The organism is Methylobacterium sp. J-070 (genome assembly GCF_022829385.1).
Lineage (GTDB): Bacteria > Pseudomonadota > Alphaproteobacteria > Rhizobiales > Beijerinckiaceae > Methylobacterium.
Genome location: NZ_JAKSXX010000235.1, coordinates 246283 through 271360, shown reverse-complemented (window position 1 = coordinate 271360; position 25078 = coordinate 246283). Strand labels below are relative to the sequence as shown.

General features: G+C 70.5%; 29 protein-coding genes. 12 read left to right on the top strand and 17 right to left on the bottom strand.

Annotated features, from left to right (window positions below; all coding sequences use genetic code 11):
- Positions 1–110: 110 nt before the first annotated feature.
- From MKL01_RS26165 to MKL01_RS26130, 8 genes are all read right to left on the bottom strand, one after another.
- Positions 111–2681, bottom strand: a complete 2571-nt coding sequence (locus tag MKL01_RS26165; protein ID WP_243908089.1) for a TonB-dependent receptor domain-containing protein — start codon at positions 2679–2681, stop codon at positions 111–113.
- A gap of 249 nt (positions 2682–2930) precedes the next feature.
- Positions 2931–3569: a hypothetical protein gene (locus MKL01_RS26160; protein ID WP_243908088.1), complete on the bottom strand. Its 639-nt coding sequence runs from the start codon at positions 3567–3569 to the stop codon at positions 2931–2933.
- Positions 3570–3582: 13 nt separating this feature from the next.
- A complete protein-coding gene (locus tag MKL01_RS26155; protein WP_243908087.1) occupies positions 3583–4425 on the bottom strand; it encodes an ABC transporter permease in 843 nt (280 codons plus the stop codon).
- Between the two features lie 11 nt (positions 4426–4436).
- Positions 4437–5186, bottom strand: coding sequence for an ABC transporter ATP-binding protein (locus MKL01_RS26150; RefSeq protein ID WP_243908086.1), 750 nt, complete (start codon positions 5184–5186; stop codon positions 4437–4439).
- Entirely contained in the window at positions 5183–5413 is a 231-nt protein-coding gene (locus MKL01_RS26145; protein ID WP_243908085.1) for a hypothetical protein, read from the bottom strand. Before MKL01_RS26145 ends, MKL01_RS26150 begins: the two co-directional genes overlap by 4 nt.
- A 65-nt stretch (positions 5414–5478) precedes the next feature.
- Positions 5479–5904, bottom strand: a complete 426-nt coding sequence (locus MKL01_RS26140; protein WP_243908214.1) for a hypothetical protein — start codon at positions 5902–5904, stop codon at positions 5479–5481.
- 58 nt (positions 5905–5962) lie between these two features.
- Positions 5963–6946, bottom strand: a complete 984-nt coding sequence (locus MKL01_RS26135; protein WP_243908084.1) for a YVTN family beta-propeller repeat protein — start codon at positions 6944–6946, stop codon at positions 5963–5965.
- A gap of 121 nt (positions 6947–7067) precedes the next feature.
- Positions 7068–8408, bottom strand: a complete 1341-nt coding sequence (locus MKL01_RS26130) for an ABC transporter substrate-binding protein (RefSeq protein WP_243908083.1) — start codon at positions 8406–8408, stop codon at positions 7068–7070.
- A gap of 183 nt (positions 8409–8591) precedes the next feature.
- On the opposite strand from MKL01_RS26130, the gene MKL01_RS26125 reads away from it, so the two are divergent.
- The 7 genes from MKL01_RS26125 to MKL01_RS26095 are packed head-to-tail and all read left to right on the top strand — an operon-like array spanning position 8592 to position 14064.
- Entirely contained in the window at positions 8592–9113 is a 522-nt protein-coding gene (locus tag MKL01_RS26125) for a DUF3280 domain-containing protein (RefSeq protein ID WP_243908082.1), read from the top strand.
- Between the two features lie 27 nt (positions 9114–9140).
- On the top strand, positions 9141–9842 hold the full coding sequence (locus MKL01_RS26120) for a (5-formylfuran-3-yl)methyl phosphate synthase (RefSeq protein WP_243908081.1): 702 nt from the start codon (positions 9141–9143) through the stop codon (positions 9840–9842).
- Positions 9839–10414, top strand: coding sequence for a uridylate kinase (locus tag MKL01_RS26115; protein ID WP_243908080.1), 576 nt, complete (start codon positions 9839–9841; stop codon positions 10412–10414). Before MKL01_RS26120 ends, MKL01_RS26115 begins: the two co-directional genes overlap by 4 nt.
- On the top strand, positions 10411–11961 hold the full coding sequence (locus MKL01_RS26110; RefSeq protein WP_243908079.1) for a DUF6513 domain-containing protein: 1551 nt from the start codon (positions 10411–10413) through the stop codon (positions 11959–11961). The genes MKL01_RS26115 and MKL01_RS26110 overlap by 4 nt, the downstream gene beginning before the upstream one ends.
- A 4-nt stretch (positions 11962–11965) precedes the next feature.
- On the top strand, positions 11966–12556 hold the full coding sequence (locus tag MKL01_RS26105) for a DUF447 domain-containing protein (protein ID WP_243908078.1): 591 nt from the start codon (positions 11966–11968) through the stop codon (positions 12554–12556).
- Between the two features lie 21 nt (positions 12557–12577).
- The gene (locus MKL01_RS26100; protein ID WP_243908077.1) at positions 12578–13111 is read left to right on the top strand and encodes an SRPBCC family protein; all 534 of its coding nucleotides are present in this window, start codon (positions 12578–12580) and stop codon (positions 13109–13111) included.
- Positions 13108–14064 carry a YncE family protein gene (locus tag MKL01_RS26095; RefSeq protein ID WP_243908076.1) on the top strand — a complete coding sequence of 319 codons (957 nt, stop codon included), beginning with the start codon at positions 13108–13110 and terminating at the stop codon, positions 14062–14064. The genes MKL01_RS26100 and MKL01_RS26095 overlap by 4 nt, the downstream gene beginning before the upstream one ends.
- Before the next feature lie 64 nt (positions 14065–14128).
- On the opposite strand, the gene MKL01_RS26090 is transcribed toward MKL01_RS26095, so the two are convergent.
- From MKL01_RS26090 to MKL01_RS26055, 8 genes are all read right to left on the bottom strand, one after another.
- Positions 14129–14329, bottom strand: coding sequence for a hypothetical protein (locus MKL01_RS26090; RefSeq protein ID WP_243908075.1), 201 nt, complete (start codon positions 14327–14329; stop codon positions 14129–14131).
- A 71-nt stretch (positions 14330–14400) separates the two neighbouring features.
- Positions 14401–15576 carry a chlorophyllase/cutinase-like alpha/beta fold protein gene (locus tag MKL01_RS26085; protein ID WP_243908074.1) on the bottom strand — a complete coding sequence of 392 codons (1176 nt, stop codon included), beginning with the start codon at positions 15574–15576 and terminating at the stop codon, positions 14401–14403.
- Between the two features lie 115 nt (positions 15577–15691).
- Positions 15692–15892 carry a hypothetical protein gene (locus tag MKL01_RS26080; protein ID WP_243908073.1) on the bottom strand — a complete coding sequence of 67 codons (201 nt, stop codon included), beginning with the start codon at positions 15890–15892 and terminating at the stop codon, positions 15692–15694.
- 77 nt (positions 15893–15969) lie between these two features.
- Positions 15970–16425: a response regulator gene (locus tag MKL01_RS26075; RefSeq protein ID WP_243908072.1), complete on the bottom strand. Its 456-nt coding sequence runs from the start codon at positions 16423–16425 to the stop codon at positions 15970–15972.
- Between the two features lie 169 nt (positions 16426–16594).
- Positions 16595–17467 (bottom strand): dienelactone hydrolase family protein, encoded by an 873-nt coding sequence (locus MKL01_RS26070; RefSeq protein WP_243908071.1) that lies wholly within the window; start codon positions 17465–17467, stop codon positions 16595–16597.
- An 87-nt stretch (positions 17468–17554) separates the two neighbouring features.
- Entirely contained in the window at positions 17555–17959 is a 405-nt protein-coding gene (locus tag MKL01_RS26065) for a hypothetical protein (protein ID WP_243908070.1), read from the bottom strand.
- Between the two features lie 120 nt (positions 17960–18079).
- Complete coding sequence (locus MKL01_RS26060) at positions 18080–18574, bottom strand: DUF192 domain-containing protein (protein WP_243908069.1); 495 nt, start codon at positions 18572–18574, stop codon at positions 18080–18082.
- 123 nt (positions 18575–18697) lie between these two features.
- Complete coding sequence (locus tag MKL01_RS26055) at positions 18698–19303, bottom strand: cold-shock protein (RefSeq protein ID WP_243908068.1); 606 nt, start codon at positions 19301–19303, stop codon at positions 18698–18700.
- Between the two features lie 351 nt (positions 19304–19654).
- Between MKL01_RS26055 and MKL01_RS26050 the strand changes: the two genes are divergently transcribed.
- On the top strand, positions 19655–20668 hold the full coding sequence (locus tag MKL01_RS26050; protein WP_243908067.1) for a heparan-alpha-glucosaminide N-acetyltransferase: 1014 nt from the start codon (positions 19655–19657) through the stop codon (positions 20666–20668).
- A 32-nt stretch (positions 20669–20700) separates the two neighbouring features.
- Here the strand turns inward: MKL01_RS26050 and efp are convergent, their stop codons facing one another.
- Positions 20701–21324 carry an elongation factor P gene (efp, locus tag MKL01_RS26045; protein WP_243908066.1) on the bottom strand — a complete coding sequence of 208 codons (624 nt, stop codon included), beginning with the start codon at positions 21322–21324 and terminating at the stop codon, positions 20701–20703.
- A gap of 285 nt (positions 21325–21609) precedes the next feature.
- On the opposite strand from efp, the gene epmA reads away from it, so the two are divergent.
- The 4 genes from epmA (at position 21610) to MKL01_RS26025 (ending at position 25073) form a co-directional block, all read left to right on the top strand.
- Positions 21610–22656: an EF-P lysine aminoacylase EpmA gene (gene epmA / locus MKL01_RS26040; protein WP_243908065.1), complete on the top strand. Its 1047-nt coding sequence runs from the start codon at positions 21610–21612 to the stop codon at positions 22654–22656.
- A complete protein-coding gene (locus tag MKL01_RS26035; RefSeq protein ID WP_243908064.1) occupies positions 22653–23708 on the top strand; it encodes a lysine-2,3-aminomutase-like protein in 1056 nt (351 codons plus the stop codon). Before epmA ends, MKL01_RS26035 begins: the two co-directional genes overlap by 4 nt.
- Positions 23709–23712: 4 nt before the next feature.
- Positions 23713–24324: a glutathione S-transferase family protein gene (locus MKL01_RS26030; RefSeq protein ID WP_243908063.1), complete on the top strand. Its 612-nt coding sequence runs from the start codon at positions 23713–23715 to the stop codon at positions 24322–24324.
- A 101-nt stretch (positions 24325–24425) separates the two neighbouring features.
- Entirely contained in the window at positions 24426–25073 is a 648-nt protein-coding gene (locus MKL01_RS26025; RefSeq protein WP_243908062.1) for a dimethylmenaquinone methyltransferase, read from the top strand.
- Positions 25074–25078: the final 5 nt, after the last annotated feature.

The window sequence follows — 25078 nt, the reverse complement described above, 5'->3', positions numbered from 1 at the left end:
CGGGCCCGTTCCCGAGACAGGAGGCCGCACTGCGGCGCTCCGGACACGCGACGGGCGCCCCGCGCGGCCTGGTGGCCGGGGGAGGCGCCCGTCGATCGATGCGGCCGAGGTCAGTACTTGCGGATGATCGGCTCGGGCGACATCGGCACGGGATCGGCGCCGAAGGCGTAGCGGATGCCCGCGTAGATCGAGAGGGGCTGCGCCAGGGTTGTGGTTCGCGGATCGCTGATCCGCAGGTTGCCCGCCACGGTGCCGGGCTCCGCGAAGGTCCCGAAGGTGGCGTAGCGGTTGTTGGTCAGGTTGTTGATCAGGCCGAAGATTTCGAGGTTCTTGGTCACCTGATACTTCGTCTGGAGGTTCAGCACGTAATAGGGCGGCAGCTTGCGGTTCAGGTTCGACTCGTCGCCTCGGTAGTAGGACGACGAGAACGCCTGGACGTAGAGGCCCACCTGCCAGTCGGGGGTGATGAAATAGTCGAACCCGGCCTTGATCTGGTGGGTCGGCACCAGCGGCACGACGTTGCCCTTGCGGACCTGGATCGCTCCGTCATCGGCGAGGGGGTTGTTGGGCGACGACAGGGTGCCGTTGAACTGGAAGGTCGCGTCGACCAGGGCGTAGTTGGCGTAGACCCGCAGGTAATCGGCCGTGTACTCGCTGCCGACCTCGATGCCCTGCCGCTGCGTCGAGGGCACGTTCACGAAATACGCGCGAGCCGTGTTGCCGGGGGTCGCCAGCGACAGGATGTCGTTGGTCAGGTCGGTGCGGAAGGCGCCGATCTTGTAGGTGATGACGCCGCCGTCATACGTGTTGGGCAGCTGGCCGCGGAAGCCGACCTCGTAGGTCCGCCCCGTCACCTGTTTCAGCGGCGGGTCCGCCACCAGCGAGTTCGGCAGGAGGCACGGCCGGTCCGGGTTGGCGCAGGCCAGCTCCAGCGGGGTCGGCGCGCGGTTCGACTCCGAGTAGCTGCCGTAGAGGTTCAGCGCGTCGAAGAACCGGTAGGTCAGGCCCGCCACCGGATTGATCTTGTTGTAATAATGAGAACCGGTCACGTCCGGCGAGAAGCCCGTCAGATCCGCGCTCTCGATCCGCGCGAAGTTGAGCCGTGCCCCCGCCGTGAGCGACAGACGGTCGGTCACGTCCAGCGTGTCGAGGGTGTAGAGGCCCATGTAGACGTTGGAGCCGTTGACCGAGCTCGGCGCGATGCCGAGCGCTCCGGCAGACCGCAGCTGCGTCGTTCCGAGGCCCGGGACGGTGCCGTAAAACGGGTTGTTCGGATCGGTGGTGATCGACAGGTTCGGGTTGATCGCCCCGAGGGTGCTGGACGACTTGAACGAGTAATTCGCCGTATCGATGCTGCCGCCGACCACGAAGGTGTTCGGCAGGTCGAAGACCCGGTCGTGGTTGGAGGCCTGCAGCGAGCCGCCAAAGCCCGTCGCCTCGGTCTTGGTGGTGTCGAGGGTGCCGTACGGGACGTTGGCCCGGAACGGGATGCGCTGATTCTGCTGCCCGAGGATCAGGAACTGGTTGCGGAAGGCGTTCTGCGACTGGCCGGCCGAAGGGCTGAACCCGTCATCCTGGTAGCAGAGGAAGCCGCGGAAGCTCGACCGCGAGCTGCAATTCTCGAAGTTTCCGTCGTTGCCGTCGACGTAGGTCTGGCTGAAGCGGCGGAAATAGGCGTTTCCGGCGAGGTCCCAGGTCGGCGAGATGTCGACCCGCCCGGTGAGCTGCAGGGTGCCGACGTCGGTGCTGGTGGTCTGCGGGTAGGTGAAGATCGCCCGCGGGTCGCGGTGCGTGAAGTCCACCGGGGTCGCGGCGGCGGCACCGTAGAAGCTGCGGGCGGCCATCCCGATCAGGTGGAACTCCGAATCCTGCGAGCGGTAGCCGACATCGCCGTAGAGCCGGCCGATCGTGCTGGGGCTCTCGTAGCGCCAGCCGCGGTCGTTGAGGCCGTCGCCCGTGAAATAGACGCTCCACGGCCCCGACACCTTGCCGTATTGCAGGTAGCCGGCGGTGCGCGCGTCCGAACCGCCCCAGGCGGCGATCTCGGTGCCCTGCCAGGTGAAGCCGTTCTTCATCTGGATGTTGACCGCGCCGCCCAGCGCGTTGAGGCCGAAGACCGGATTGCCGGTGACGACGTCGATCCGCTGGATCGCCTGCGACGGGATCAGGTCGAAGTTGACGACGTCGCCGAACGCCTCGTTGATGCGCACGCCGTTCTGGTAGACGGCGAGCCCCTGGGGCACCCCCTGGACCGGCGACGCGGTGAAGCCGCGATAGGTCACGTCGACCCGGTTGTTGTTGCCCTGCGAGTCCGAGAGGTTGATGCCCGGCGTCCGGCGGGCCAGCGTGGCGACGAGATTGTTGTTGGCGCGATCGATGGTGAGATCGCTCGCCGTGACCGATTCCACCGTGCTGGGAATCTTGTACAGGGGCTGCTCGCTGCCGCGTAGGCGCGTGCCGGCGCTCGGGCCGACCGAGCCGCCTGGCGGGACCGGCCCGGGTCCGTTGAAGATCTGCGCCTGGCTCGAGTTGCCGCCGCCCGATCCCACCGGCGTCGTCGAGACCACGCTGATCTCATCCAGCGTCACCGCTTGCTGCGCCTGCACGGTTCCCGGGAGGACAGATCCCGCCAGAACCGATGCAGACGCGATCAGGCTGCTCCGAAGCGCCCGAAGTGACATTCCAACCCCCATTGCGCGAAACCCGTGCCCGGCCTCTGCCGAGCTTGAGATCACTCTTGGTGAGTTGCGGCACAGTGCACAATGAGCCCGGGCCTGCGCGAACCGGGTTTTCGCTGTCTTTCCCGCATCGAGCGGCCGATGCCGCCGCAACGTTGTGAAACAGTCACAGTTTCGGCAGCAATTTCAGGGACTTAGGGAGTAATCGGCAAGCCGCTCGGGATGATTTGGCAAGCGGCCGCCGATGATCCGTCAGAGCCTGGCCTGGATGAGGCGCGCGATGTCGCCGAGCCGCTGCTCCAGGAGTTGCGGCACCTCGCAGACATAGGTCAGCGACTGGCTGCGCTCCTGGAAGATGCGCCGGTCCCAGGCGAATTTCGTCTCGAGATCGGACTGGTCCTTGGGCAGCTCGGTCGCGTCGGAAGCGCTCGGTGCATCCTTGACCTGACTGATCTTGTCGGCTTCGTCGCGGATCCGCTCCGCCATCCGGCGCTGACCTTGCGCGTAGCGGGCGATGCCGCCCACGATCTTGTCGCGCTCGCCGTTGATCACCTCGAACACGCCCGCGTAGACGCGGGTGAGGCCCTTGTCCTTCGCGTCCTTGTCGGTCCCGAGCTTGCCGGCGTACGCGTCGAGGAGGGGCCCGACCTCCGACAGGTCGGTGCGGCGGGAGGCGATCTTCTGGGCCAGTACGGCGGCGTCGTTGTCGCTGCCCCAGTCGCCGGCGGCGGCGACGTCGGGCCCGGTCCAGAACTGGCCGGGGCTCAGGGTCGCGACCTTGCGCTGGACGCAGGGCCAGTCCGGATCCTGTCGGAGTTGCGCCAGGGCCGGCCCGGCAAGGGACGCGAGGCCGAAGGTGAGGCCGAGGATACGGAGTGCGGGACGGTTCATCGGAGGGGCTCCATCAGGGGGTCTCGCCGGCCGGGCCGCCCCGCCGGGCCATGATGCCGCGACCGGGATCGTAGGCGACGACCGCCATGCCGAAGAAGGCGAGCGTCACGCCCACCACCACGGCGCAGGCGACCGGCTCGAACTGGACATAGAGGGCGAAGCGGACGAGCTGCACCGCGTGGCTGAACGGGTTCAGCTCGCAGATCCAGTACAGCGTCTCGGAGGATTCTCGGATCCGCCACAGCGGGTAGAGCGCCGAGGACGCGAAGAACATCGGGAAGATCACGAAGTTCATGACGCTGGCGAAGTTCTCCAGTTGCCGCACCAGCGAGGACAGGAACAGGCCGATCGCCCCGAGCATCAGGCCCGACGCCAGGAAGGCGGGCAGCGCCGTCAGGTAGCCGAGCGGCGGGATGTCGGTCTCCCAGAAATAGGCCACGGCCAGGAACGCGTAGGCCTGCACGACCGACACCACGACCCCGGCGATCAGCTTGGCGAGCAGCAGCAGCCAGCGCGGATAGGGTGAGGTCAGCAGCACCTTCATCGAGCCGACCTCGCGGTCGTAGACCATCGACAGCGAGGATTGCATGCCGTTGAACAGCTGGATCATCACGGCCAGCCCCGGCACCACGTAGACCTCGTAGAGGACGTAGGTCTGGTAGGGCGGTTCGATGGAGACGCCCAGCGTGTTGCGGAAGCCCGCCGCGAAGATGAACAGCCACACGAGCGGCCGGACCAGGGCCGAGAAGAACCGCTCCTTCTGGTTGAAGAAGCGCAGCAGCTCCCGGCGGACGATGCCGCCGAGGCAGATCAGGTAGCCGACCGCATCGAGGCGGCCGACGCGGACGTGCGGCATCGTTCCGGGCCTCATGCCGCTGCCCGCCCGGGCTCGGCCACGATGCGCCGGAACGCGTCGGCCAGGGCTTCGCCGGGGGCGCCGATGTCGCCGGCCCGGCCGCGGGCGACGATGCGGCCGCGATGCAGCACCACCGCCTCGTCCTCCGGGGCGATCTCCTCGAAGATGTGGGTCGCCCAGAGCACCGACAGTCCCTCCTCGCGCACGAGCGCGCGCACGATCGCCACGATATCGGCCCGCGATTCCAGGTCGAGGCCCACCGTCGGCTCGTCCAGAAGCAGCAAGTCCGGCCGGTGGATCAGGGACCGGGCGATCTCGATGCGGCGCGCCTGGCCGCCGGAGAGCGTGCGCACCTTGTCGTGGCGGCGGTCCGCCAGCCCGACCCTGTCGAGCAGCACGCCGACGCGGGCCTTCCCGGCGCCGCGGGCGATGCCGTGGAGGCTCGCGTGGTACAGGAGGTTCTGCTCGACGGTCAGGTCGGTGTCGAGGGTGCGCGCCTGGAACACCACGCCGAGGCGGGCGAGCGCCCGGGACGGTTCCCGGTCCAGCGCGTGGCCGAAGATCGAGACCCGTCCGGTCTGGTTGGTGTAGAGCCGGGTGATCACCGAGAACAACGTGGTCTTGCCGGCGCCGTTCGGCCCGAGCAAAGCGGCGAAGCGCCCGCAACCGACGGTGAGCGACACATCGTCGAGCGCCGCGCGGGCGCCGAAGCGATGGCCGACACGCTCGACCAGGAGCGCCGGCGCCTCACCGCCGCTCATCGGCCGAGGACCTTCCGGGCATCGGCGACCGCGTCGAGGCACTCGTCGAACTCGCCCTCCTTCTGCTCGCGCTCGGCCGCGCGCAGGGCCTTCCTGAGCTTGGGGACCGACGGGTCCGGCGGGTTCAGCGCGAGGGCGTCGCGGATCATCGCGATGCCCTCGGCGCAGGCGGATGCATCGTCGGCGGCGCATGACGGGGTCGCCAGGAGCAGGCCCGCGACCACCACGACGGCAGCTTTCCCCGCTCTGCGGGAAAGGGGGCGGACGCGTCCGAATGCCGAATGGACGTCCATCACTTCACCGTCAGCGTGCCGGTCATGCCCTTCGCCTCCAGGCCGCGGGCCGCCCAGGTGTAGCTGCCGGGCTTGATCGCCACGAACTCCACGGCGATCTCGCCCGGATCGTCGAACTCGAGGTGATCCGGCGGCCCCCCGCCGTGGATCTCCTTGTGCTCGATCACGATCTGATTGAGCCAGATGTAGCGGAAGAACTCCGGCGCGTAGAATTTGTATTCTTGGTGCCCCTTGGCGACGATGCGCAGCCGGTAGGCCTTGCCCGACTCCAGGGTGATGTCCTTGTTCTCGACGACGAAATCGTTGCCCTGATCGTCGCCGAGGACGAGGTCAGGCAGGTTCTCGCGCTTCTTGGTCAGGTCGAGCGCCGCCGCCGGGCCGGCCGCGACCAGCCCCGCGCACGCCAGGGCCGCAATCCGAATCATCCGCATCCGCCGTTTCCCAAATCCTGTGCCGGAATCCCGCGATTCGGGCCGTGACCGATCAGTTCGGCGAGATCGCCACGCCCCACGGCAGCAGGCCGACCGGGATGCTCTTGACGACCTTCTCGGCGGCCACGTCGATCACCGAGACGTCGTTAGACGTTCCGTTCGTGGTGAACAGCGTCTTCTGGTCCGGCGTGAAGGCGAGCTGCCAGACGCGCTGACCCACGGGCAGGTACTTCCCGACCTCGTAGGTCTTGGCGTCGACCACCGCGACGCGGTTCGCCGGTCCCAGCGCCACGAAGGCCTTGCTGCCGTCCTTGGTGATCCGGATGCCCACCGGCTGGATCGCCTCGTCGTTCACGCTCGGGATCTTGAAGGTGATCTTCTTGATCACCCGGCGCTGGGCGACGTCGATCACGCTCACGGTGCCGCCGACCTCCGCGGAGACCCACAGGAACCTGCCGTCGGCGCTGAACTCGGCAAAGCGCGGCCGGGCGTCGACCAGCACGTTGTCGATCACCTGAAAGGTCTTGGTGTCGATGAAATGGGCCATGTTGGTGGTCTCGGAGGTGTTGACCAGGACCTTGCCGTCCGGCGACAGCCCCATCCCCTCCGGCTCGACGCCCACCGGAACCTCGGCGAGCACCTTGTTCTTCTCGATGTCGATGATCGTGACCTGACTGTCGTCCTCATTGGCCACGTAGAGCGGGTTGCCCGAGGCATCGAGGATGAACTGCTCCGGATCGGGCCCCGACCGCAGCGAGCGCACGACCTTGCCGGTCCCCGTGTCGAGCACGTCGATCCGGTCGTCGTCGCTGGCGCAGACGAACAGCTCCTTGCCGTCCTTGGACACCGTGACCCCGCGGGGGCGCCGTCCCACCTTCCAGGTGGCGGTGACCGCCATGGTCCCGGTGTCGATGACGCTGACCGAGTTGCCCTTCTCGTTGGTGATGTACGCGGTGTAGGCGGCGGCCTGTCCGCAGAGGGCGAACCACGCGCCGAGGACGCACACACCCAGACCTGCCTCGACCCGGCGGTTCATGCCATTCCCTTCCCTTGCGGCTTCCCGACGTCCTCGCGGGACGTTCTCATCGGCCGATTGTAGTGCGATTTCCACGCGTTGCGAGGGCGGGACGCGCTCGTCAACGCCGCAGCCGGTGCGCTCACTTGAACTTGCAGGTTGTCTCCGGGAGATCCACCCCCAGCGTGTCGAGGGGCGTGCGCTGGTGGAGGAAGCCCTGCTCGGGTGCCACCGAGACCAGCGCCTTCGGCTGGACCACGATGATCGCCTGACGCAGCTGGTGGTCCCAGGGGCGGAAGCTCAGCGGCACGCCCTTGTAGGCCGGCAAGGTAAAGTCGGGGGTCGGGAGATAGGCGCCGATCACGGCCGGATCGTTGCTTTTCTTGGCAGTCACGGCTTCCCCCACCGTCCGCACCGCCGCCCAGACCTGATAGTCGAGCGGCCGCATCAGCCTGGACGCCGAGCGCCGGAAGCGGTTCTGGGCCTGCGCGGCGCCCCAGGTTTCCAAGACCGGCGACCATGTGGTCGGCGTCAGCGCCTGCGTCCCGCCGACGGGCCGCGGATCGACCGTGCGGTAGGAGACGTAATCGCCCCAATCGCCCGCCTCGTCGGCGACGACGGCCATGTCGTAGTCGAGCCCCCGGGTGAAGACCATCGCCTCGGCCCGGGTCGGCGTGTCGCCGCGGGCCTTGGCCAGGGGGCCGAAGGTCCAGGGTTTCTCCGCGGTGATCTTGAGCGCGAATTTCCGCGCCGAATTGCGGACCGCGTCGGCGTAGGCCTTGTCGGCCTCTCCCGGGCCGACGATCAGGAAGATCTTCCGCCAGCGCATGACGGTCAGGTACTGCGCCAGGGCGTCGGTCAGCATCGCCCGGGACGGCAGGATGTGGAACACGTTGGCCCGGCAATCGGCGCCGCGGAGCCGGTCGTCGGGAGCGCCGGCGTTGAGGATCACGGCGCCGGTGTCCTTCACCGCGTCCGCCACCGCCAGCACGGCGTCGGCGGGCAGCGCCAGGACGAGGTAGCGGGCGCCCCCGGCGATCAGGTCCCTGGCGGCCGCCACCGCATCCGGCTTGTCGTCCGTCAGCGCCACGTCGTGGAGCGTGTAGGTCTGATTGGTGAAGCGGCCGGTGGTGTTGTTGTCGGCGATGCCCATCTTGGCGCCGGCCAAGCCCTCGTCCTCCGGGGCCGCCTCGGCGTCGTAGGAGGACGGCGCCGCCTGCGGCCGGTAGATCAGGCCGATCTGCGTCTCGATGGCTTCCGGCTGCTGAGCCTGCGCGGCGATCGGCACGAGCGTGGAGAGACCGAGGCAGACCCGCAGCGCCAGTCCAATCGGTGTTCCGTTCAGCCGCGCGAGCCATCGCCGGTTCGCGTCAGGGAACAGTCGGCTCCCTCTGCCGAACCCACCCAGCAGTACCGGGGCCGCGCGCAGACGGCTCGGACGCGTCGGCAACGGGGATCGGGTTTCGGGAGCAGGATCGTGCATGGGCGCGGCCTCTACCAGCTTCCGTTCCGGCCGCTCAACCGCGACTGGTCGTCCCGACGTTCACGTTCGCGTCGTGCTTCACATGGGCGGCGAAGTACATTGCCAAATTGTCCTGCCGCCCGACCTATGCGTCACCGGTCCCGCCGAGGCGAAAGGCCGGACCGTCGAGAGTAAGGCCCGCCCATGCGTCACCCGACCCTCCAAGCGGCGACCGCGGCCGTCCTGTGCTGCGCCGTCCTGCCCGGCGCCGCGCGCGCCGCCGAGAAGGCGGCGGTGTTCCCCGTGGAGCTGTTCGAGCCCGGCGCGGCCTACGGCGCCCGGGCGCGGCCGGCCGACACCAGGAAGCTGGCGCTCGTCACCGACGAGCTGCGCAAGGCGCTCCAGGAGAAGGCCGGGCTGGAGATGGTCGACACGGCGCCCAAGGCCGAGACCGTGGCCAAGGAGGGACCGCTCTACAAATGCAACGGCTGCGCGGCCGACATCGGCAAGAGCCTGGGTGCGGACCTCGTCGTGACGGGTTATGTGGAGAAGGGGTCTGGTCAGATCTTCAATCTGAACGTTGCCATCGCCGAGGCCGGGACCGGCAAGACGGTGCGCGGCGGCCAGGTGACGATCCGCGCCGACACCGACGATACCTGGGCCCACGCAATGCGCTGGGTGGTGAAGAACCGCCTCCTCGCCGAGCCGCTGCCCGGGAAGTCGTGAGATCCTCCGTTCAATCCTGAGCCGTCCGTGTCCGCGTCCCTCGTTCAAGACCCCGCCGAGCCCCGTCTTCTCGTCAGCGTCCGCGATCCCGCCGAGGCCGAGGCTGCGCGGCTTGCCGGTGCCGACCTGATCGACGCCAAGGACCCCGACCGCGGGGCGCTGGGCGCCCTCGATCCGGCCATCGTCCGGGAGATCGTGGTCCGCGTGGCCGGCGCCGCCGAGACCAGCGCGGTGGCCGATCCGGCCGCATCGGCCGTGGCCGCCATGGCGGCGACCGGCGTCGACTGGGTGAAGGCCGGTCTCGACGCGACCTGCAGGCGGGACCTCGCCGCGTTCGGCGATCTGGCCGCTGCCGCGCCGGGACGCTTGATCGCGGTGCTGTTCGCCGAGGACGGCCCCGCGGCTGCGCTGGTTCCGGCGCTCGCGGCGGCGGGTTTCGCCGGCGCCATGATCGACACGGCGGGGAAGCGCGGCGCCCGCCTGCCCGACCTCGTCGGTCCCGAGGATCTGGCAACCTTCACCGCCGCCTGCCGCCGGCATGGCCTGATGAGCGGCCTCGCGGGATCGCTTCGGGTCATCGACATCGCGGTGTTGCGGGCGCACCGACCGGATTACCTCGGCTTCCGGGGCGGTCTGTGTCGCGAATTCGACCGGCGCAACGGTATCGACCCCCTCCGCGTCGCCGAGGCCTTGCGGGTCCTGCGCCCGGACCGGCGGGACGCCGCGTGATCGCGATCGTCAAAATCGGCGGCAGCCTGGAGGCGGATCCCCGCCGCCGCCAGGCGTTGCTGGAAGCCCTCGCCGATGGCGCGCACGGGCGGTGTATCGTCGTGCCGGGGGGCGGTGCCCGCGCCGACGCGGTGCGGTCCGCCCAGAGACGCGACGGCTTCGGCGAGTCCGAGGCCCATCGCCGGTCCCTCGATGCCATGAGCCACGCGGCCGGCGATTTTCGTGGGATCGAGCCGCGGCTGGTGGACACCGTCGAGCCCTGGGCCGGGACCGCATCGGCGACCGCGCACGTGTGGAACCCCCGCCTCCTGCGCGCCGGCCATCGGGACATCCCCGAGACCTGGGACGTCACGTCGGACAGCCTGGCGTTGTGGCTCGCCGCCCGGATGGCGGCGGAACGCTGCGTGCTGGTGAAATCCGCGGACGCACCGGCCGGGCGGGACGCCGTCGCGCTCGCGCGGAGCGGGCTCGTGGATGCGGCCTTCCCGGCCTTCGCGGCGCGCTACGGCGGCCGGATCGAGATCTGGGGGCCGACCGGCGCGGTCTCTGTCGCCGCGCGGGTCGCCGCGTGAGCCCCCCCGAGCACATCGTGTTCGTCACCGGTCGCCTCGCCCGGGCGCGGCTGGAGAAGGTCGCGGCCGGCCTGCCGGCGACCATGCGGTGGAGCATCGCGGATGCCGGCGTGAAGGTCGCCGCGCTGATGACCGAAGAGATCATCCGCCGCCGCGTCGAAATGCCCGCCGGCGCCACGCGGGTGATCCTGCCCGGCCGCTGCCGGGCCGATCCCGAGCGCCTCGCCGCGCATTTCGGCCTGCCGGTCGAGCGGGGGCCCGACGAGGTCGTCGACCTGCCGGCCTGGCTGGGCCTCTCGGCCCGGAAGGTCGACCTCTCGCGGCACGATCTGCGGATCTTCTCAGAGATCGTCGACGCCTCGAAGATGAGCGTCTCCGAGATCCTGGCCAAGGGCCTCGACCTCACCCGGCGGGGCGCCGACGTCATCGACCTCGGCGGCCTGCCCGACACGCCGTTCCCGCATCTCGAGGAGTCGGTGCGGGCCCTGAAGGGCGCCGGCCTAACGGTCAGCGTCGATTCCTTCTCCCGGGAAGAACTTGCCCGGGGCGCCGGCGCGGGCGCCGACTACCTGCTGAGCCTGAACGAGGAGACCCTCGATCTCGCCTTCGAGACCGATGCGGTGCCGGTGCTCGTGCCGACACGGCCGGACGATCTGCCCTCCCTCGACCGCGCCATCGCGCGGATGCGCGAGGCCGGCCGGCCGTTCCTCGCCGATCCGATCCTGGAGCCGATCCACCACGGCTTCGTCGATTCGATCGCGCGCTACCGCGAGACCCGAGCCCGCTGGCCCGACATCGCCATGATGATGGGCACCGGCAATCTCACCGAGCTGACCGAGGCGGATTCGCTGGGCGTGACCGCGCTGCTCGTCGGCATGTGCTCGGAGCTGGCGATCCAGAACGTGCTGATCGTGCAGGTCTCGAACCACACCCGCCGCACCGTCGAGGAGCACGACGCGGCGCGCCGGGTGATGTACGCGGCCAAGGCGGATTCGGCGCTGCCCAAGGGTTACGGCCGGGCCCTGCTCGCCCTGCACGACAAGCGCCCCTATGTGCAGACGCCCGAGGAGGTCGCCCAGGCGGCCGCCGAGGTGCGCGACCCGAACTACCGGATCGCCGTCGCGGAGGACGGCATCCATGTCTACAACCGCGACATCCACAGGGTCGGCACCGACGCGATGGCCTTCTTCCCCGACCTCGACGTGGCGAGCGACGGCGCCCACGCCTTCTACCTCGGGGCGGAACTCGCCAAGGCCGAGACGGCGTGGCGGCTCGGCAAGCGCTACGTGCAGGACGAGGCCCTCGACTGGGGCTGCGCCGCCGACGCCGAGGTGGAGGACGCGACCGCCTTCAAGAAGGCCGGCCACACCCGCCATTCCGGGCCAAACGCGCCGCCGCCGGGCACCCGGGACGCGCGCCTGCCGCCACCCGAGGCGGATGCCCTCGCACCGGAAACGGTCTCGGATGCCGAGACGGTCCCGGAGGGTCGGCGGGAGCCCGGTACCATGCTGGTCTGCGGCCGGCTCGTTCCGGCCGACAGGACGTGAGCGGATGCCGCTGATCCTGGAGACCATCGTGACGACGCTCTCGCCCGCGGGCGAGTTGCACCTCGTGCCGTTCGGCCTGATTGCCGAGGCGGAGGGCTACGTGTTGGCCCCGTTCAGACCGTCGCCCACGATCGCCAACCTGGAATCGAATCCGTGTTTCGCCGCCTCCAGTCCCCGGGACATCCGGGTCATCGCCGGTGCGGTGACCGGCCGGCGCGAGTGGCCGACCGAGGCCTGCCAAGCCATCCCGGGCCGCCGTCTCGCCGACAGCTTCGGCCACGCCGAGTTCGAGGTCGCCGCCGTGGAGGAGCACGAGATCCGGCCGCGCTTCCGCGGCCGCATGGTCCACAGCGCCGGGCACGCGCCGTTCATCGGCTACAACCGTGCGCAGGCCGCCGTCCTGGAGGCCGCCATCCTTTCGACCCGGCTCCACATGCTGGAGCCCGACAAGGTGTTGACGGAGATGGCCTACCTCGCCATCGCCATCAGCAAGACCGCCGGTCCCCGCGAGCGCGAGGCCTGGGGCTGGATCGAGGACAAGGTCGCGGCGGCTCTCGGCCCCGAGGCCCGGATTGTCGGTCGCGACGACCGCTGAGTGCGGGAGGAGAGAGACAAGATGAAGAAAATCACCCTGGCCCTGGCGGCCACCGCGGCGCTCGTCGCCGCGACCGCGCAGGCCCACGGCCCGACCCGGCGCAAGATCACCGAGTCGATCGAGATCAATGCCCCCGCCGACAAGGTCTGGGCGGTGGTCGGCGACGTGAAGAACGCCGACTGGGTCCAGAACGTCACCAAGACCGAGCTCAGCGGCGACCCGGCCGGCAAGTTCAAACGCGTCCTGACGCTGAAGAACGGCGATCAGATCTCCGAGACCAGCAACAAGTACAAGGCCGACGACAAGCTGTTCTCCTACTACATCGACAAGGTCGACGTGAAGGACCTGCCGGCCAACGACTACTCGGCGACGATCACGGTCGAGCCGGCCGGCGACGCGAAGTCGAAGGTCGAGTGGAAGGCTGCCTTCTACCGCGGCTACATGAACAACGATCCGCCGCCCGAGCTGAACGACGAGGCGTCCGAGAAGGGCGTCGGCGACTGGATCAAGGCGAGCCTCGCGAACCTGAAGGCCAAGGTCGAGAAGGGCTCGTGAGCCTCGGCCGGGGCTGCGCGGCGCTCGCCGCCGGCCTCTCGCTCGCCGCCTCGGCCGCCGGCGCCGAGCCGGCGCGCGAAGCCATCGTCACGGTTCAGCTCGGCGCGGCGGTCGAGATCGTCGATCTCGCAGCCGGCACGGTCGTGCGCCGGATCCCGATCGACGGCGCGCCGGCGGGGATCGCGCTGTCGCCCGACCACAGGCGCGCCTACGTCACGCGGCCGGAGGGCCATGGGCTGGCGGTCGTCGATCTCGACGCGGGCCGCATCCTGTCCGAGGTGCCGTTGCCCGGCGGCTCCCTCGGGGTCGCGGCCGATCCGCGGGGTGGCCGGGTCTACGTGGCCGATTGGTACGGACAGCGCCTGTCCGTCCTGGTGGAGCGGGACGGCACGCTCACGCCGGACGGCGAGATCGCGGTCGGCGCCTCGCCCTCCGGCATCGCCGTCAGTCCGGATGGAGCCACGCTCTACGTGGCCAACCGCGAGGCCGATACGGTCTCCGTGGTGGATGCGGCAAGCCGCCGGGAGACCCGCGTCATCCCGGTCGGGCAGCATCCGTTCGGCATCACCCTCGACGCGGCCGCGGGGCGTGCCTACACGGCCAACGTCACCGGCGACGACGTCTCGGTGATCGACGTCGCCGCGGGGCGCGAGATCGGCCGGATCCCGACCGGCCGGCGCCCCTACGTGATCGCCCTTTCGGGCGGCCGCGGTTTCGTCACCGACCAATATGCCGGCAGCGTCACGGCCTTCGACCTCGCGACCCTCAAGCCGGTCGGCGAGGTCGACGTCGGAGACCACCCCGAGGGCATCGCCGCCGATGACGACGGTCGGCTCTACGTGGCCAACTGGGGCGACAACACCCTGAGCGTCCTCGACGCGCGCACCCTCAAGGTGCTGAAGACCATCCCCACGGGAAACGGGCCGCGCTCCTTCGGGACGTTCCTCCGCTGAAGGCGGGCCCGGCGGGGATGAGGCCGAAGGGATAGCCGCCCGCAGGCTCGGGGCCCGCCGGACCTCAGGATTGGCTGCGGTGCGGCGCTCGGCGATAGGCCACCCGGGCGACTGCCAGCGCTCCGCCGATCTGCAGGAAGCCGGTCTCGCCCAGATCGGGCGGCCCGAGATGCGCCTGGATCAGCAGGCGCGTCAGCGCATCGAGCGCCAGCAGGGTCAGGCAGAAGGCCGCTGCGGCGAGCAGGCTGGCGACGAACTCGGGCATGGGCGGACCCCGTCTCGAACGGGATCAGCTTTGCAAGCTCCGCGCCAAGGCCAAGCCGGGTGGCGGTACCGTCAACGCTTGCGCGGAGCCGGAGCCGCAGCCGGCGTCGTGGCCTGGGCGGCGGGCGTCGGCCGCGGGGTCTCGACGGCGAGCCGCTTCACCGGCCAGCCGTCGCTCCAGCGCTCCATATCGGCCAGCCGGGGATTGTTCTTCAGCGCGACGGCGTCCGATCCGCCGAAGGCCGCGGTCGCGGCGAGGTCGAAGGTCTTCCAGAAGCCGAGGTAATCCAGGGCGTCGACCCGGGCGAGGTTGATCTGCGAGACCAGGGTCTGCTGCTCGCCAGTGAGGGCCATGTCGGCCGACCAGCGGAACGGCGGCGGCTTCGGGGCGTCCTTCCCGGCATCCTTGGGCTCGGGCCCCGGCTTGATCGCGCCGCCGTCATAGGCCGTGTCGAGCCCGGCGGGCGCCGCCAGCGTCGCGGTCAGAGCGGGAAAGCCGTGATCGTCCGAGAGCGCCCGCACGAACAGCTTGCGCTCCAGCGGAACCGCGCTGGCCTCGCGCAGCAGGCGCTTGGCGGCGAGGTCGGCCGCCCGCGTGTCCTTGTCGCCGACCATCGTGACGATCAGCGTCGAGGCGTCGATCGCCGACAGGTCGCCGAGCGCGATGCCGCGCGACTTCGGCCCGCTGGCGATGCCGCCGGGCGTCACCGCGAAGATCAGCTTCGGGACCGGCAGACCGCGCGCCTTGGCGTCGGCGGCGAGGTCCATGGCGAGCGGCGCACCCGCCAGATGGCCGATCATCGCGACTCGGCCTAGATCGGGCTTGGCCGCAGGGTCGGAGGCGAGCTCGCCGAGCGCCGCCTTCACCAGGGTCGCGGCGATGCCCGGCGCGTCGGCCGGGCGGGTCCGGTTCACATCCTGGAAGCGCGGGACGACCACGAGCCATCCCTGGCGCGCCAGATGGTCGATCCAGCCGCCGTAGCTCTGCGGGTTCACCACGCCCCAGCCGTGCAGCAGGATCGCCACCGGACGGCCGGCCTCGGGCGCGTCGCCGGCCGCATAGAACGCGAAGGTGGTGGCGGTCCCGCGCCCCAGTTGACGCTTGGTCACCGCGACCTTGCGGTCGCCAGCGCCCCCCGGCCCGTCGGCCGGCTGTGGCGGCGGAGCCGCGGCCTGTGCGCCGGCGAGGCCGGCCAGGGTCAGGATCACGGCCGCGATGAACGGCCCGCGAAGGACAGGGAGACGCATGAAGGGCTCGACTGAGAGACGCGATGCGTCGCAAGATCAGAGGCCGCTGAATAGCAGATTCTCTTGCCTTGGCGACTCGCCGCAGCGCGCCCCGGACCGTCGGCGCTAAACCCGGTCAGGCCGGGCGCTGGTAGCTCGGGACGACGTGGTCGAGGCGCTGCGCCAATGCGGCCAGCTCCACCGGCAGAGCGTCATCCGCCGCACCGTAGAAGCCGCGAAGCTCCGCCCGCACGGTATCGAGCACGGCTGTATCGGCCGCGTCCGGCGCGTCGGGGCAGCGCAGGGAATCGGCGTGGTTGGCGGCGACGATCTTCATGATGGCATTCGGGATCGCGTGAACTGCGAAGCGCCCGGTGCGGCGCGCCGGGAGTGGCGTACAACGACGCCGCCGCGTCAGGTTTCCAAGCCCGGCGTGATTAATTTTCCGCCTGGCCCGATCACCGCCGGTCCGGTGGCGGTTGCGGGGCGGCCCGCAGCCTGCTCCACCCACGCGAGGATGTCCTCGGCGCGCCAGGGCTTCGGGATGAAGGTCGCCGACACGCGCAGGTCGCTCGGCTGGTCGCCCGCGTCCCCGGAGGTCAGGAGTACCCGCACCCGCGGCCAGGTCACGCCGATAATGCGCGCGAGTTCGAAGCCGCCGATGGGGCCGGGCGTGCGGACATCCGAGAAGACGACGCTCACCTCGTCGCCCCGGTCGTTGAGGATGGCGAGGGCCCGGTCGGCGGTCTCGGCCTCGATCACCGTGAAGCCCGTATCCTCCAGCAACGTGGCCGCAAGGAAGCGCTCGTCGGGCTGGTCCTCCACGACGAGGATGACGGGCTTCTGGCCAGGCTGTATCGAATCGCTCATGGGCCCGGACACTCTACAGGGGCTGAACGGCCGCCGCTGCGATCGGTTCACGTGATCAATCGCCGCTTCGTGCCGGACCCGCGCAGGCACAGATCCTCCCTGAGTCCTCGCATAATCGAGAAGTTGTCGCCGTGTCCCGGGCAACACAGCCTTCAAGGAACGTCCGGATTCAGCCGACGCCGTGCGCCTTCAAGAAGGAAAGCGCGCGTCTCCAACCGTCCTCTGCGGCCTCGCGGCGGTAGCTCGGCCGGTAATCCGCGTGGAAACCGTGCGGCGCGTCGGGATAGACCACCAGTTCGACACTCTTGCCCGCGGCCTTCGCGCGGTCGCGCGCTTCCTCCACCGCGGCGACCGGGATCCCCGTGTCGGCGCCGCCGTAGAGGCCGAGCAGCGGCGCGTTGATCTCGGCCGCCACGTCGGCCGCCTTCCGCGGCTGGATGTCGCTGCGCTCGCCGCCGACGGGGCCGTACCAGGCCACCGCTGCCTTGAGGTCGCGGCGATGCGCCGCGTAGAGCCACACGTCCCGTCCGCCCCGGCACCAGCCCATCACCGCGAGCCGGTTCAGGTCTCCCTTCGCGGCGGTCGCGGCCCAGGCCGCGGTGGCGTCGAGGTCGCCGATCCACTGCGCGTCCGGAGTCTTCGCGATGACGTCCCGGATAATCAGCTTGGGGTCGGTCATCGTGGAGAGGTCGCCCTGCCGGGCGTAGAGTTCCGGGGCGACCGCGCAGTAGCCCGCCTTGGCGAGCCGGCGGCAGATGTCCTTGATGTAGTCGTGGACCCCGAAGATCTCCTCGATCACCAGCACGGTCGGGAACGGCCCCGGTCCCTCCGGAACCGCCCGGTAGGCCGGCATCGGACCGTCCGCCGCGGGGATCTTCACCTCGCCGGCCTCGATGCCGGCGGCGTCGGTGTGGATCACCTGCGCTTCGACCCGCGTGGTCGCCAGGGTCAGGCCGCTCATCAGGCTCGTCATCACGAAGCCGCGCCGCGAGAAAGGCGGCGTGATCAGCCCGTCGAGCCCCGCCTGATCCTGATCGGCCATGTATTCTCTCCCCGGGTCGCGATGCGCAGGGCTATCCGGCCGAACCGGGCACGGTCAAATCACGGAACCGGTCGCCCGTCGGCGGGCTCACGCACCGGCGGCGACGAGCGTGCGGCCCGGCTGCCGGGAAGCGGCCCGGACCGTCTCCGGCGCCTGCCGGGGCTGCAGCACGTCGGCGAGGGTCACGAAGGCCTCGGCGGCGGGAGCGACCACCGCCCGGATCCCGTAGCCCAGGGCGAACGAACGGATCAGGTCGGCGTCGCGTCCGATCCCGAACCGGTCGAGCGCGGCGAGGAACGCCTCACGGAACAGGCTGGGCCGGCACCAGCGCTTCTCGGCCATCTGCAGCGGCCAGTCCCACAGGCCCTCGGCCCGCCGGGCCGCCAGTACCTCCCGTGCGATGAAGTAGCCGGTGGCCCTATGCTCGATCCCGTCGGCCTGCACGGACCACTCGTCGTTACCGAACAGCTCGGCCTCGGCCATGTCGCTCATCGGGGTCTCCGCGCTGTACCAGCATTCCGGCGCACCGGAACATTGCCGGAACACTGGCGCGGATCGGATCGCCGGTCAAGATCGTTGTTCCCGGTGCGTTCGCCGGTCGCGCGGGGTTTGTCAGCGCGCCTTGAACATCGGATGCTCGATCCGGTCGCCGGGCTGGATCCCGAGCTTGGCGGCGACTCCGGCGTTGAGCTCCAGCACCGCCAGGACCGGGCTTCCCGATGGGATGATCGCGGTCGACAGCGGCTCGGTGTCGGCGGCGATCCGGGTGATGGTGCCGTCGCGCCGGATGAAGACCATGTCGAGCGGCAGATAGGTGTTCTTCATCCACATCGTGACGGGTTCGTCGCGCTCGAAATCGAACAGCATCCCGTGGTCTGGCGCCATGTGGCGGCGGAACATCAGCCCGCGGGAGCGCCCGGCATCGTCGCGCATCACCTCGACGTCGAAGCGCTTCGGACCCTTCGCCGTGACGATCGTCAGGGGCTCGGCCTGGGCAGTGGCGGCGTGGGCCGGTGCCTGGGCACGGGCGCCCGGTATCGGATCGGAAACGGCCAGGGCGAGGCAGGCCAGGGCGGCCGCGACCGGAACGCGGGACAGGACTCTCACAGGCTCGGGCCTCTCGTCGGATGATGCGCGGTCATAGACCAGGATCCGCGCGGTGGGAATCCGGGCTTGAAAACCGCAAGCACGGCAAGAGGTTGGCGCGGGACGGGGCCGGGTCGTGCGACCTCAGTGCGAGGCCGGAAGCGCGCCGTCGACCAGCCGGACCTCGGCGGCCATCACGCCCTTCGAGCCGTCGCCGTACCGCACCAGCACCGCCTCGCCGGGTTTCAGCTCGGCGATCCCGTAACGGCGCAGGGTCTCCATGTGCACGAAGATGTCGGGCGTCCCGTCGCCGCGGGTCAGGAAGCCGAAGCCGCGCAGCCGGTTGAACCATTTCACCACGGCGGTTTCCAGCCCGCTGGTCGGCGTCACGGAGACGTGGGTGCGCGGCATCGGCATCTCGGAGGGATGCAAGGCCGTCGCCTGATCCAGCGAGATCACCCGGAAGGCCTGCCAGCCCCGCGGCCGCTCCACCGCCTCGACGACGATGCGCGCGCCCTCGCTGGCGGCCTGGAAGCCGTCCCGCCGCAGGCAGGTCACGTGGAGCAGGATGTCCGCCGCGCCGTCGTCGGGCACGATGAAACCGAATCCCTTGGAGACGTCGAACCATTTGATGCGGCCCGCCACCTCGACGAGGTCGAGAGCTTCGTCCTCGTGGTGGCTCGTTTCGCCGGTTCGAGACCCTGCGATCCGGTCGGGGTTCTCGGGCCCGCCTTCGCGTTCGTCAGACATCGCCGAGCAACCTACACCGAATCACGCCGCGCGCTCTGGAGACAAGATTAACGAAGTCCTGATTCCCGGGAAGCCCATTTGGCCGGCAGAAGAGCCCGGCCGAGATGCAATCTTGGGCTTGGGAGGCGCCGCAGCAACAGTCGATCCGCCCCGGCTTCCCGCCGAAGCGTGATTTAAGCCGCGATGCTGCCGGGTAGATTTGGCGGCGGCGAGCCTGCGCCTGGGCGACCGCCGGCGGGGGGCCGCAAGGTTCACGTTTGCGAGAGTCTGCGAGCCGCTACGGCGTCGGTCAGCAGTGTCGCAGCGCGCGCCGATGGCCTACGCAGTCCGGGCATGGTTTGGGATCGCCTCATGGACGCGGACGTGGCCGCCGACCCTCGCACCGAAGCGGTGCCCGCCCCGCGCGAACGCCGTCGCCTCCCGGCCGTCGACGCGGCGCGGGCGGCGGCGCTGGCCGCGATGGCGACCTACCATACGCTCTGGGATCTCGGGTACCTGCGGCTGACCGCGGAGAATTACGCGCTGACCGCGGCCGGCCGGCTCGCCGCGGAGGCGATCGCCGGCAGCTTCCTGGTGCTCGTCGGCGTCGGTCTCGTGCTGATGAACGGTCGGGGCGTCCGGCGCGGGCCGACGCTGATGCGGCTCGCGCGGATCGGCGGCGCCGCGCTCCTGGTGACCCTCGGCACCTGGATCGCCTTTCCGGACGCGTTCGTGTTCTTCGGCGTCCTGCACTGCATCGCGGTCTCGAGCGTGCTCGGCCTGCCGTTCCTGTTCCTGCCGGTCCCGGTCACCGCCCTGGCGGCCGCTGCGGTGATCGCCGCGCCCCACGTCGTTCACGCGCCGATCCTCGACGCCTCGGCGCTCCTCTTCCTCGGGCTCGGAACGATCCCGCCGCACACGAACGACTACGTGCCGCTCTTCCCGTGGTTCGGGCTTGTCCTGACGGGGATCGTCCTCGGCCGGACGAGCCTGCCGAGGCTGATCGGCTCTCGAGTCGGGGCCTGGGCGCCGAGCTCGGCACCCGCCCGCGCCGCCGCCTTCGCGGGCCGCCACAGCCTCGCGATCTACCTCATCCATCAACCCGTGCTGCTGGCGCTGCTCACCGGGCTGGTCGCCGTGACGGGTCCGAACCCGCGGGCGGGCCTGCGGGCCTTCCGGGCCGATTACGCCACGATCTGCGCCCGTACCGGCGGCGAGCCGCCCCTGTGCCGGATCGCCGCCCGCTGTACCTCGGACGCTCTGCTGAAGGAGGATCTGTTCCGGGAGGACGGCCGACCGTTCAGCGGGCCGGAGCGCCTGCGCGCGCAGGCGATCTCGCAGGGCTGCTACGCGGCGATCGAGAATGCCGATCGCGGACGGCGCTGACGGGGCTCGACGAAGCGGGCCCCGCGCCGATCTCAGTCCTTGGCGCGCTCGACGTAGGCACCGTCGGCCGTCATGACGACGACGCGGGTCCCGGCGGCGATGTGCGGCGGCACCGTGGTGCGCACGCCGTTCGAGAGCGTGGCGGGCTTGTAGGACGAGGAGGCCGTCTGGCCCTTCAGCACCGGCTCGGTCTCGGTGACCTCCAGCGTCACGCGCTGCGGCAGCTCGACGGTGAGGGGCACGCCGTTGTGGACCGAGAGCATCACGGCCATGCCTTCCTGGAGATACGGCGCCGCGTCGCCGACCACGTCGGCGGGGACCGCGATCTGCTCGTAGTTCTCCGGGTTCATGAAGTGGAACCCCTCGCCGTCGCTGTACAGGAAGGTGTGCTCGCGATCCTCCACGAAGGCGCGCTCGACCTGCTCGGTGGTCCGGTAGCGCTCCGACACCTTCACGCCGTCCGTGATGCGGCGCATGTCGAGCTGGGTCACCGGCGTGCCCTTGCCGGGGTGGATGTTCTCGGCGAACAGGATCACGTAGAGCTTGCCGTCCTTGTCGACGACATTGCCCTTGCGGAGCGTTGAGGCGATCACCTTCACGGAATAACGTCCTGCATTGACAAGGGGAACGGCACGCGCCAAGCGCGGGCGCTGCATCTCGGATCCCCGCCACTATCGCATCTGTGGCCCGGTTGCCAGCGTGCGGGTGCGGCGGCCGGGGCCGCGAGGGCGGGTTAAGGCATTGCAACGCTTCCGGGCATGGGTGAGGTTGGCGACGACCGCGCCGTCGCTCCGGATTGCCGCGGATGAAAGCGGAACCGAAGCGACACGCCACGGGCGTCCGATCCGGAGCCTGGAGGGCTTTGCCGCGAGGATCCGGATTCCGGAAGCCGTTGCCCGTTCCGGGAGGGACGTGATCGTGCATCCGGCCGGGATTTCCCGATGACTTCACCCTGGTGGACACCGGATCGCCACGCCGACCGACGCCCGGCCCTGATCCTGCGCAACCGGATCCTGGCTGCGTTCCGCACGTGGTTCGCCGCGCAAGACTTCGTCGAGGCGGAGACCGCCTGCCTCCAGGTCTCGCCGGGCAACGAGGCGCATGTCTCGGCCTTCGCTACCGAGGCGGTCGGCGCCAGCGGCGCGCGCACGGTGCTCTACCTGCACACCTCGCCCGAGTTCGCCTGCAAGAAGCTGCTGGCGGCCGGCGAAGAGCGGCTGTTCAGCATCGCGCGGGTGTTCCGCAACCGGGAGCGCGGGCCGCTGCACCACCCCGAATTCACCATGCTGGAATGGTATCGGGCCCATGCGCCCTATGGGGACCTGATGGCCGATTGCGCCGCCCTGCTCCGGCTCGCGGCAGAGAAAGCCGGCCGGCACCGCTTCGTCTTCCGCGGCCGGGAGACGGACCCGCATGCGGAGCCGGAGCGGCTCACGCTGGCCGAAGCCTTCGACCGCTTCGCCGGCATCGATCTGCTGTCGAGCGTCTCGCGGCAGGGCGAGACCGACCGCGATGCCCTGGCCTCCGCGGTCGCCGGCTCCGGCCTGCGGGTGGCCGCCGACGACAGCTGGTCGGACCTGTTCTCGCGCGTGCTGGTGGCGCGGATCGAGCCGCATCTCGGGATCGGGCGCCCGACGATCCTGTGCGAATACCCGGTCAGCGAGGCGGCCCTGGCCCGGCCGGCGGCGCACGATCCCCGGGTGGCCGAGCGGTTCGAACTCTACGCCTGCGGCGTCGAGCTCGCCAACGCCTTCGGCGAATTGACCGATCCGGTCGAGCAGCGCCGCCGCTTCGAGGCCGAGATGGCCGAGAAACGCCGCGTCTACGGCGAGACCTACCCGATCGACGAGGCGTTCCTCGCCGCCCTGGCGCGCATGCCGGAGGCCTCCGGGATCGCCCTCGGCTTCGACCGGCTCGCGATGCTGGCCTGTGGCGCGGCCCGCATCGACGACGTGATCTGGACGCCGGTCGTGGAGACGCTGCCGTGAACCGTATGCTGCGCAGCGCCGAGGACCTCGTCGCCGCCGGGCTGATCGCCGGCACCGAGGCCGACGCCCTGGCCACCGTGCTCGCCCGTTACGCCGTCTCGGTGACGCCCGACATGGCCGAGCTGATCGAGCCCGACGCACCGGACGACCCGATCGCCCGCCAGTTCATCCCCACCGTCCAGGAATCTCTGACGAAGCCCGAGGAGCGCGCCGACCCGATCGGCGACGCGGCCCATGCGCCGGTGGCCGGGATCGTCCACCGCTACCCCGACCGCGTCCTGCTCAAGCCGCTGCATGTCTGCCCGGTGTATTGCCGCTTCTGCTTCCGCCGGGAGATGGTCGGACCGAACGGGCTCGGGACGCTGACCGATGCCGAGCTGGAGGCCGCCTTCGCGTACATCGCGGGCGATCCGCGGATCTGGGAGGTGGTGTTGACCGGCGGCGACCCGTTCGCGCTCTCGACACGGCGGCTCGGCGTCATCGCCGAACGCCTGGCGGGCATCGATCACGTGCGGGTCATGCGGGTCCATACCCGGGTCCCCGTGGTCAAGCCGGACCTCGTCTCTGCCGGGCTCGTGGAGGCGTTGCGACGGTTCGGGGGCGCGGTGTTCGTGGCCCTGCACGCCAACCATCCGCGGGAATTCACCCCGGCGGCCCGGGCCGCCTGCGCGCGCCTGGTCGAGGCGGGGATCCCGATGGTGAGCCAGTCGGTGCTGCTGCGGGGCGTCAACGACGATGCCGCCACGCTCGAAGCCCTGATGCGCGCCTTCGTGGAGAACCGGATCAAGCCCTATTACCTGCACCAGGGCGACCTCGCGCCCGGCACCGGCCATCTGCGCACGGGCCTGGCGGAGGGCCAGGACCTGATGCGGAGGCTGCGCGGCCGGCTCTCGGGCCTCGCCCAGCCGACCTACGTGCTCGACATACCCGGCGGCCATGGCAAGGTCCCGGTCGGACCGGGCTATCTGCGCGAGACCCAGGATGGCACGCGCGTGACCGACCCGAACGGGTGCGAGCACCCCTATCCGCCGCGGCAAGACGGAGAATCGTGAGACGATGCGCAGGCTCTGGGGACGGCTGACCTCGGTCAACGTGCAGAAGGCGGTCTGGGGCCTGGACGAGGCTGGCCTCGCCTACGAGCGGATCGAGGCCGGTGGCGCCCACGGCGTGGTCGACGATCCCGCCTACCGGGCCCGCAATCCGAACGGCCTGGTCCCGACCCTGGAGGAGGACGGCTTCGTCCTCTGGGAGTCGAACGCCATCCTGCGCTACCTCGCGGCGACCGCCCAGGCCCTGGCGCTGCCGGACGATCCGCAGGAGCGGGCCCGTATCGAGCAATGGCTTGACTGGCAGGCGACGAGTTTCACGCCCGCCATGCGCGACGCCTTCTGGCAGCTTCTGCGGTCAACCGATCCGGACCGCGCGCTGATCGCAACCTCGCTGAAGAAGAGCGAGGCGATGGCGGCGATCCTCGAAGGCCATCTGGCCGACCGGGATTACGTCGCCGGCGCGCGCTTCAGCATCGCCGACATCGCCCTCGGCTGCGCCGCCCATCGCTGGCTCAACCTTCCGGCGGAGCGCGTCGACCGGCCGGCCCTGCGGCGCTGGTATGCGCGCATCGCCGCCCGTCCCGCCGCCGCGCGGGCCCTGGGCGAGCCGATCGCCTGAGAGCGCCCGCGGGCTTGCCGGCGCGGCCCGACCTTCCACCTTGGCAGAATCCACCCCGGCCCGGCGCGACCCGGACCGGGGCCGCCCCATAGGAGCCCCCGATGGCGATCGATCCGACCCTGCGCGACGCGCTCTCCGCCGTGACGCCGGCGAGCCTCGCCCGCGCCCTGACCCGGGCCGGCGTCAGAGCCTTCAGCCCGCGCGGCCTGTCCGGCCGCGGCGGCGTCGCGATCGGCGAGGCCTATACGCTGCGGATGATCCCGGCCCGCGACGACGCCGTGGGCGATCTCGCCGCCGCGATCGACGCGGTCCCTGAGGGCGCGGTGGTGGTGATCGATGCCGCCGGCTCGGGGCTCGCCCTCCCCTTCGGACCGATCCTGTCGGCGCGGCTCGCCCGCCGCGGCGCGGTCGGACTGGTCACCGATGCCGCCCTGCCGCAGGAGATCGGCGTGCCGCTCTGGTGCGCCCCGGAGGCGGCGGGCGGCACCCTGGCCCTCGTGGCGAGCCAGCAGCCCGTCGCGTGCGGCGGCGCCGCGTTCCATCCGGGCGACATCGTCGTCTGCGGGGACGGAGGCCTCGTCACGCTGCCGGCGGCGCTGGCCGAGCGGATCGCCCTGGAGACCGTGGAGCAGCAGCGCCTCGATCTGTGGATCCAGCGCGAGGTCGAGCGCGGCGAGAGCCTTGCGCGCCTCCTGCCGCCGGATGCCGCGGCGCTCGCGCGGTTCGAGGCCGACACGAAGCCGGCCTGAACGCC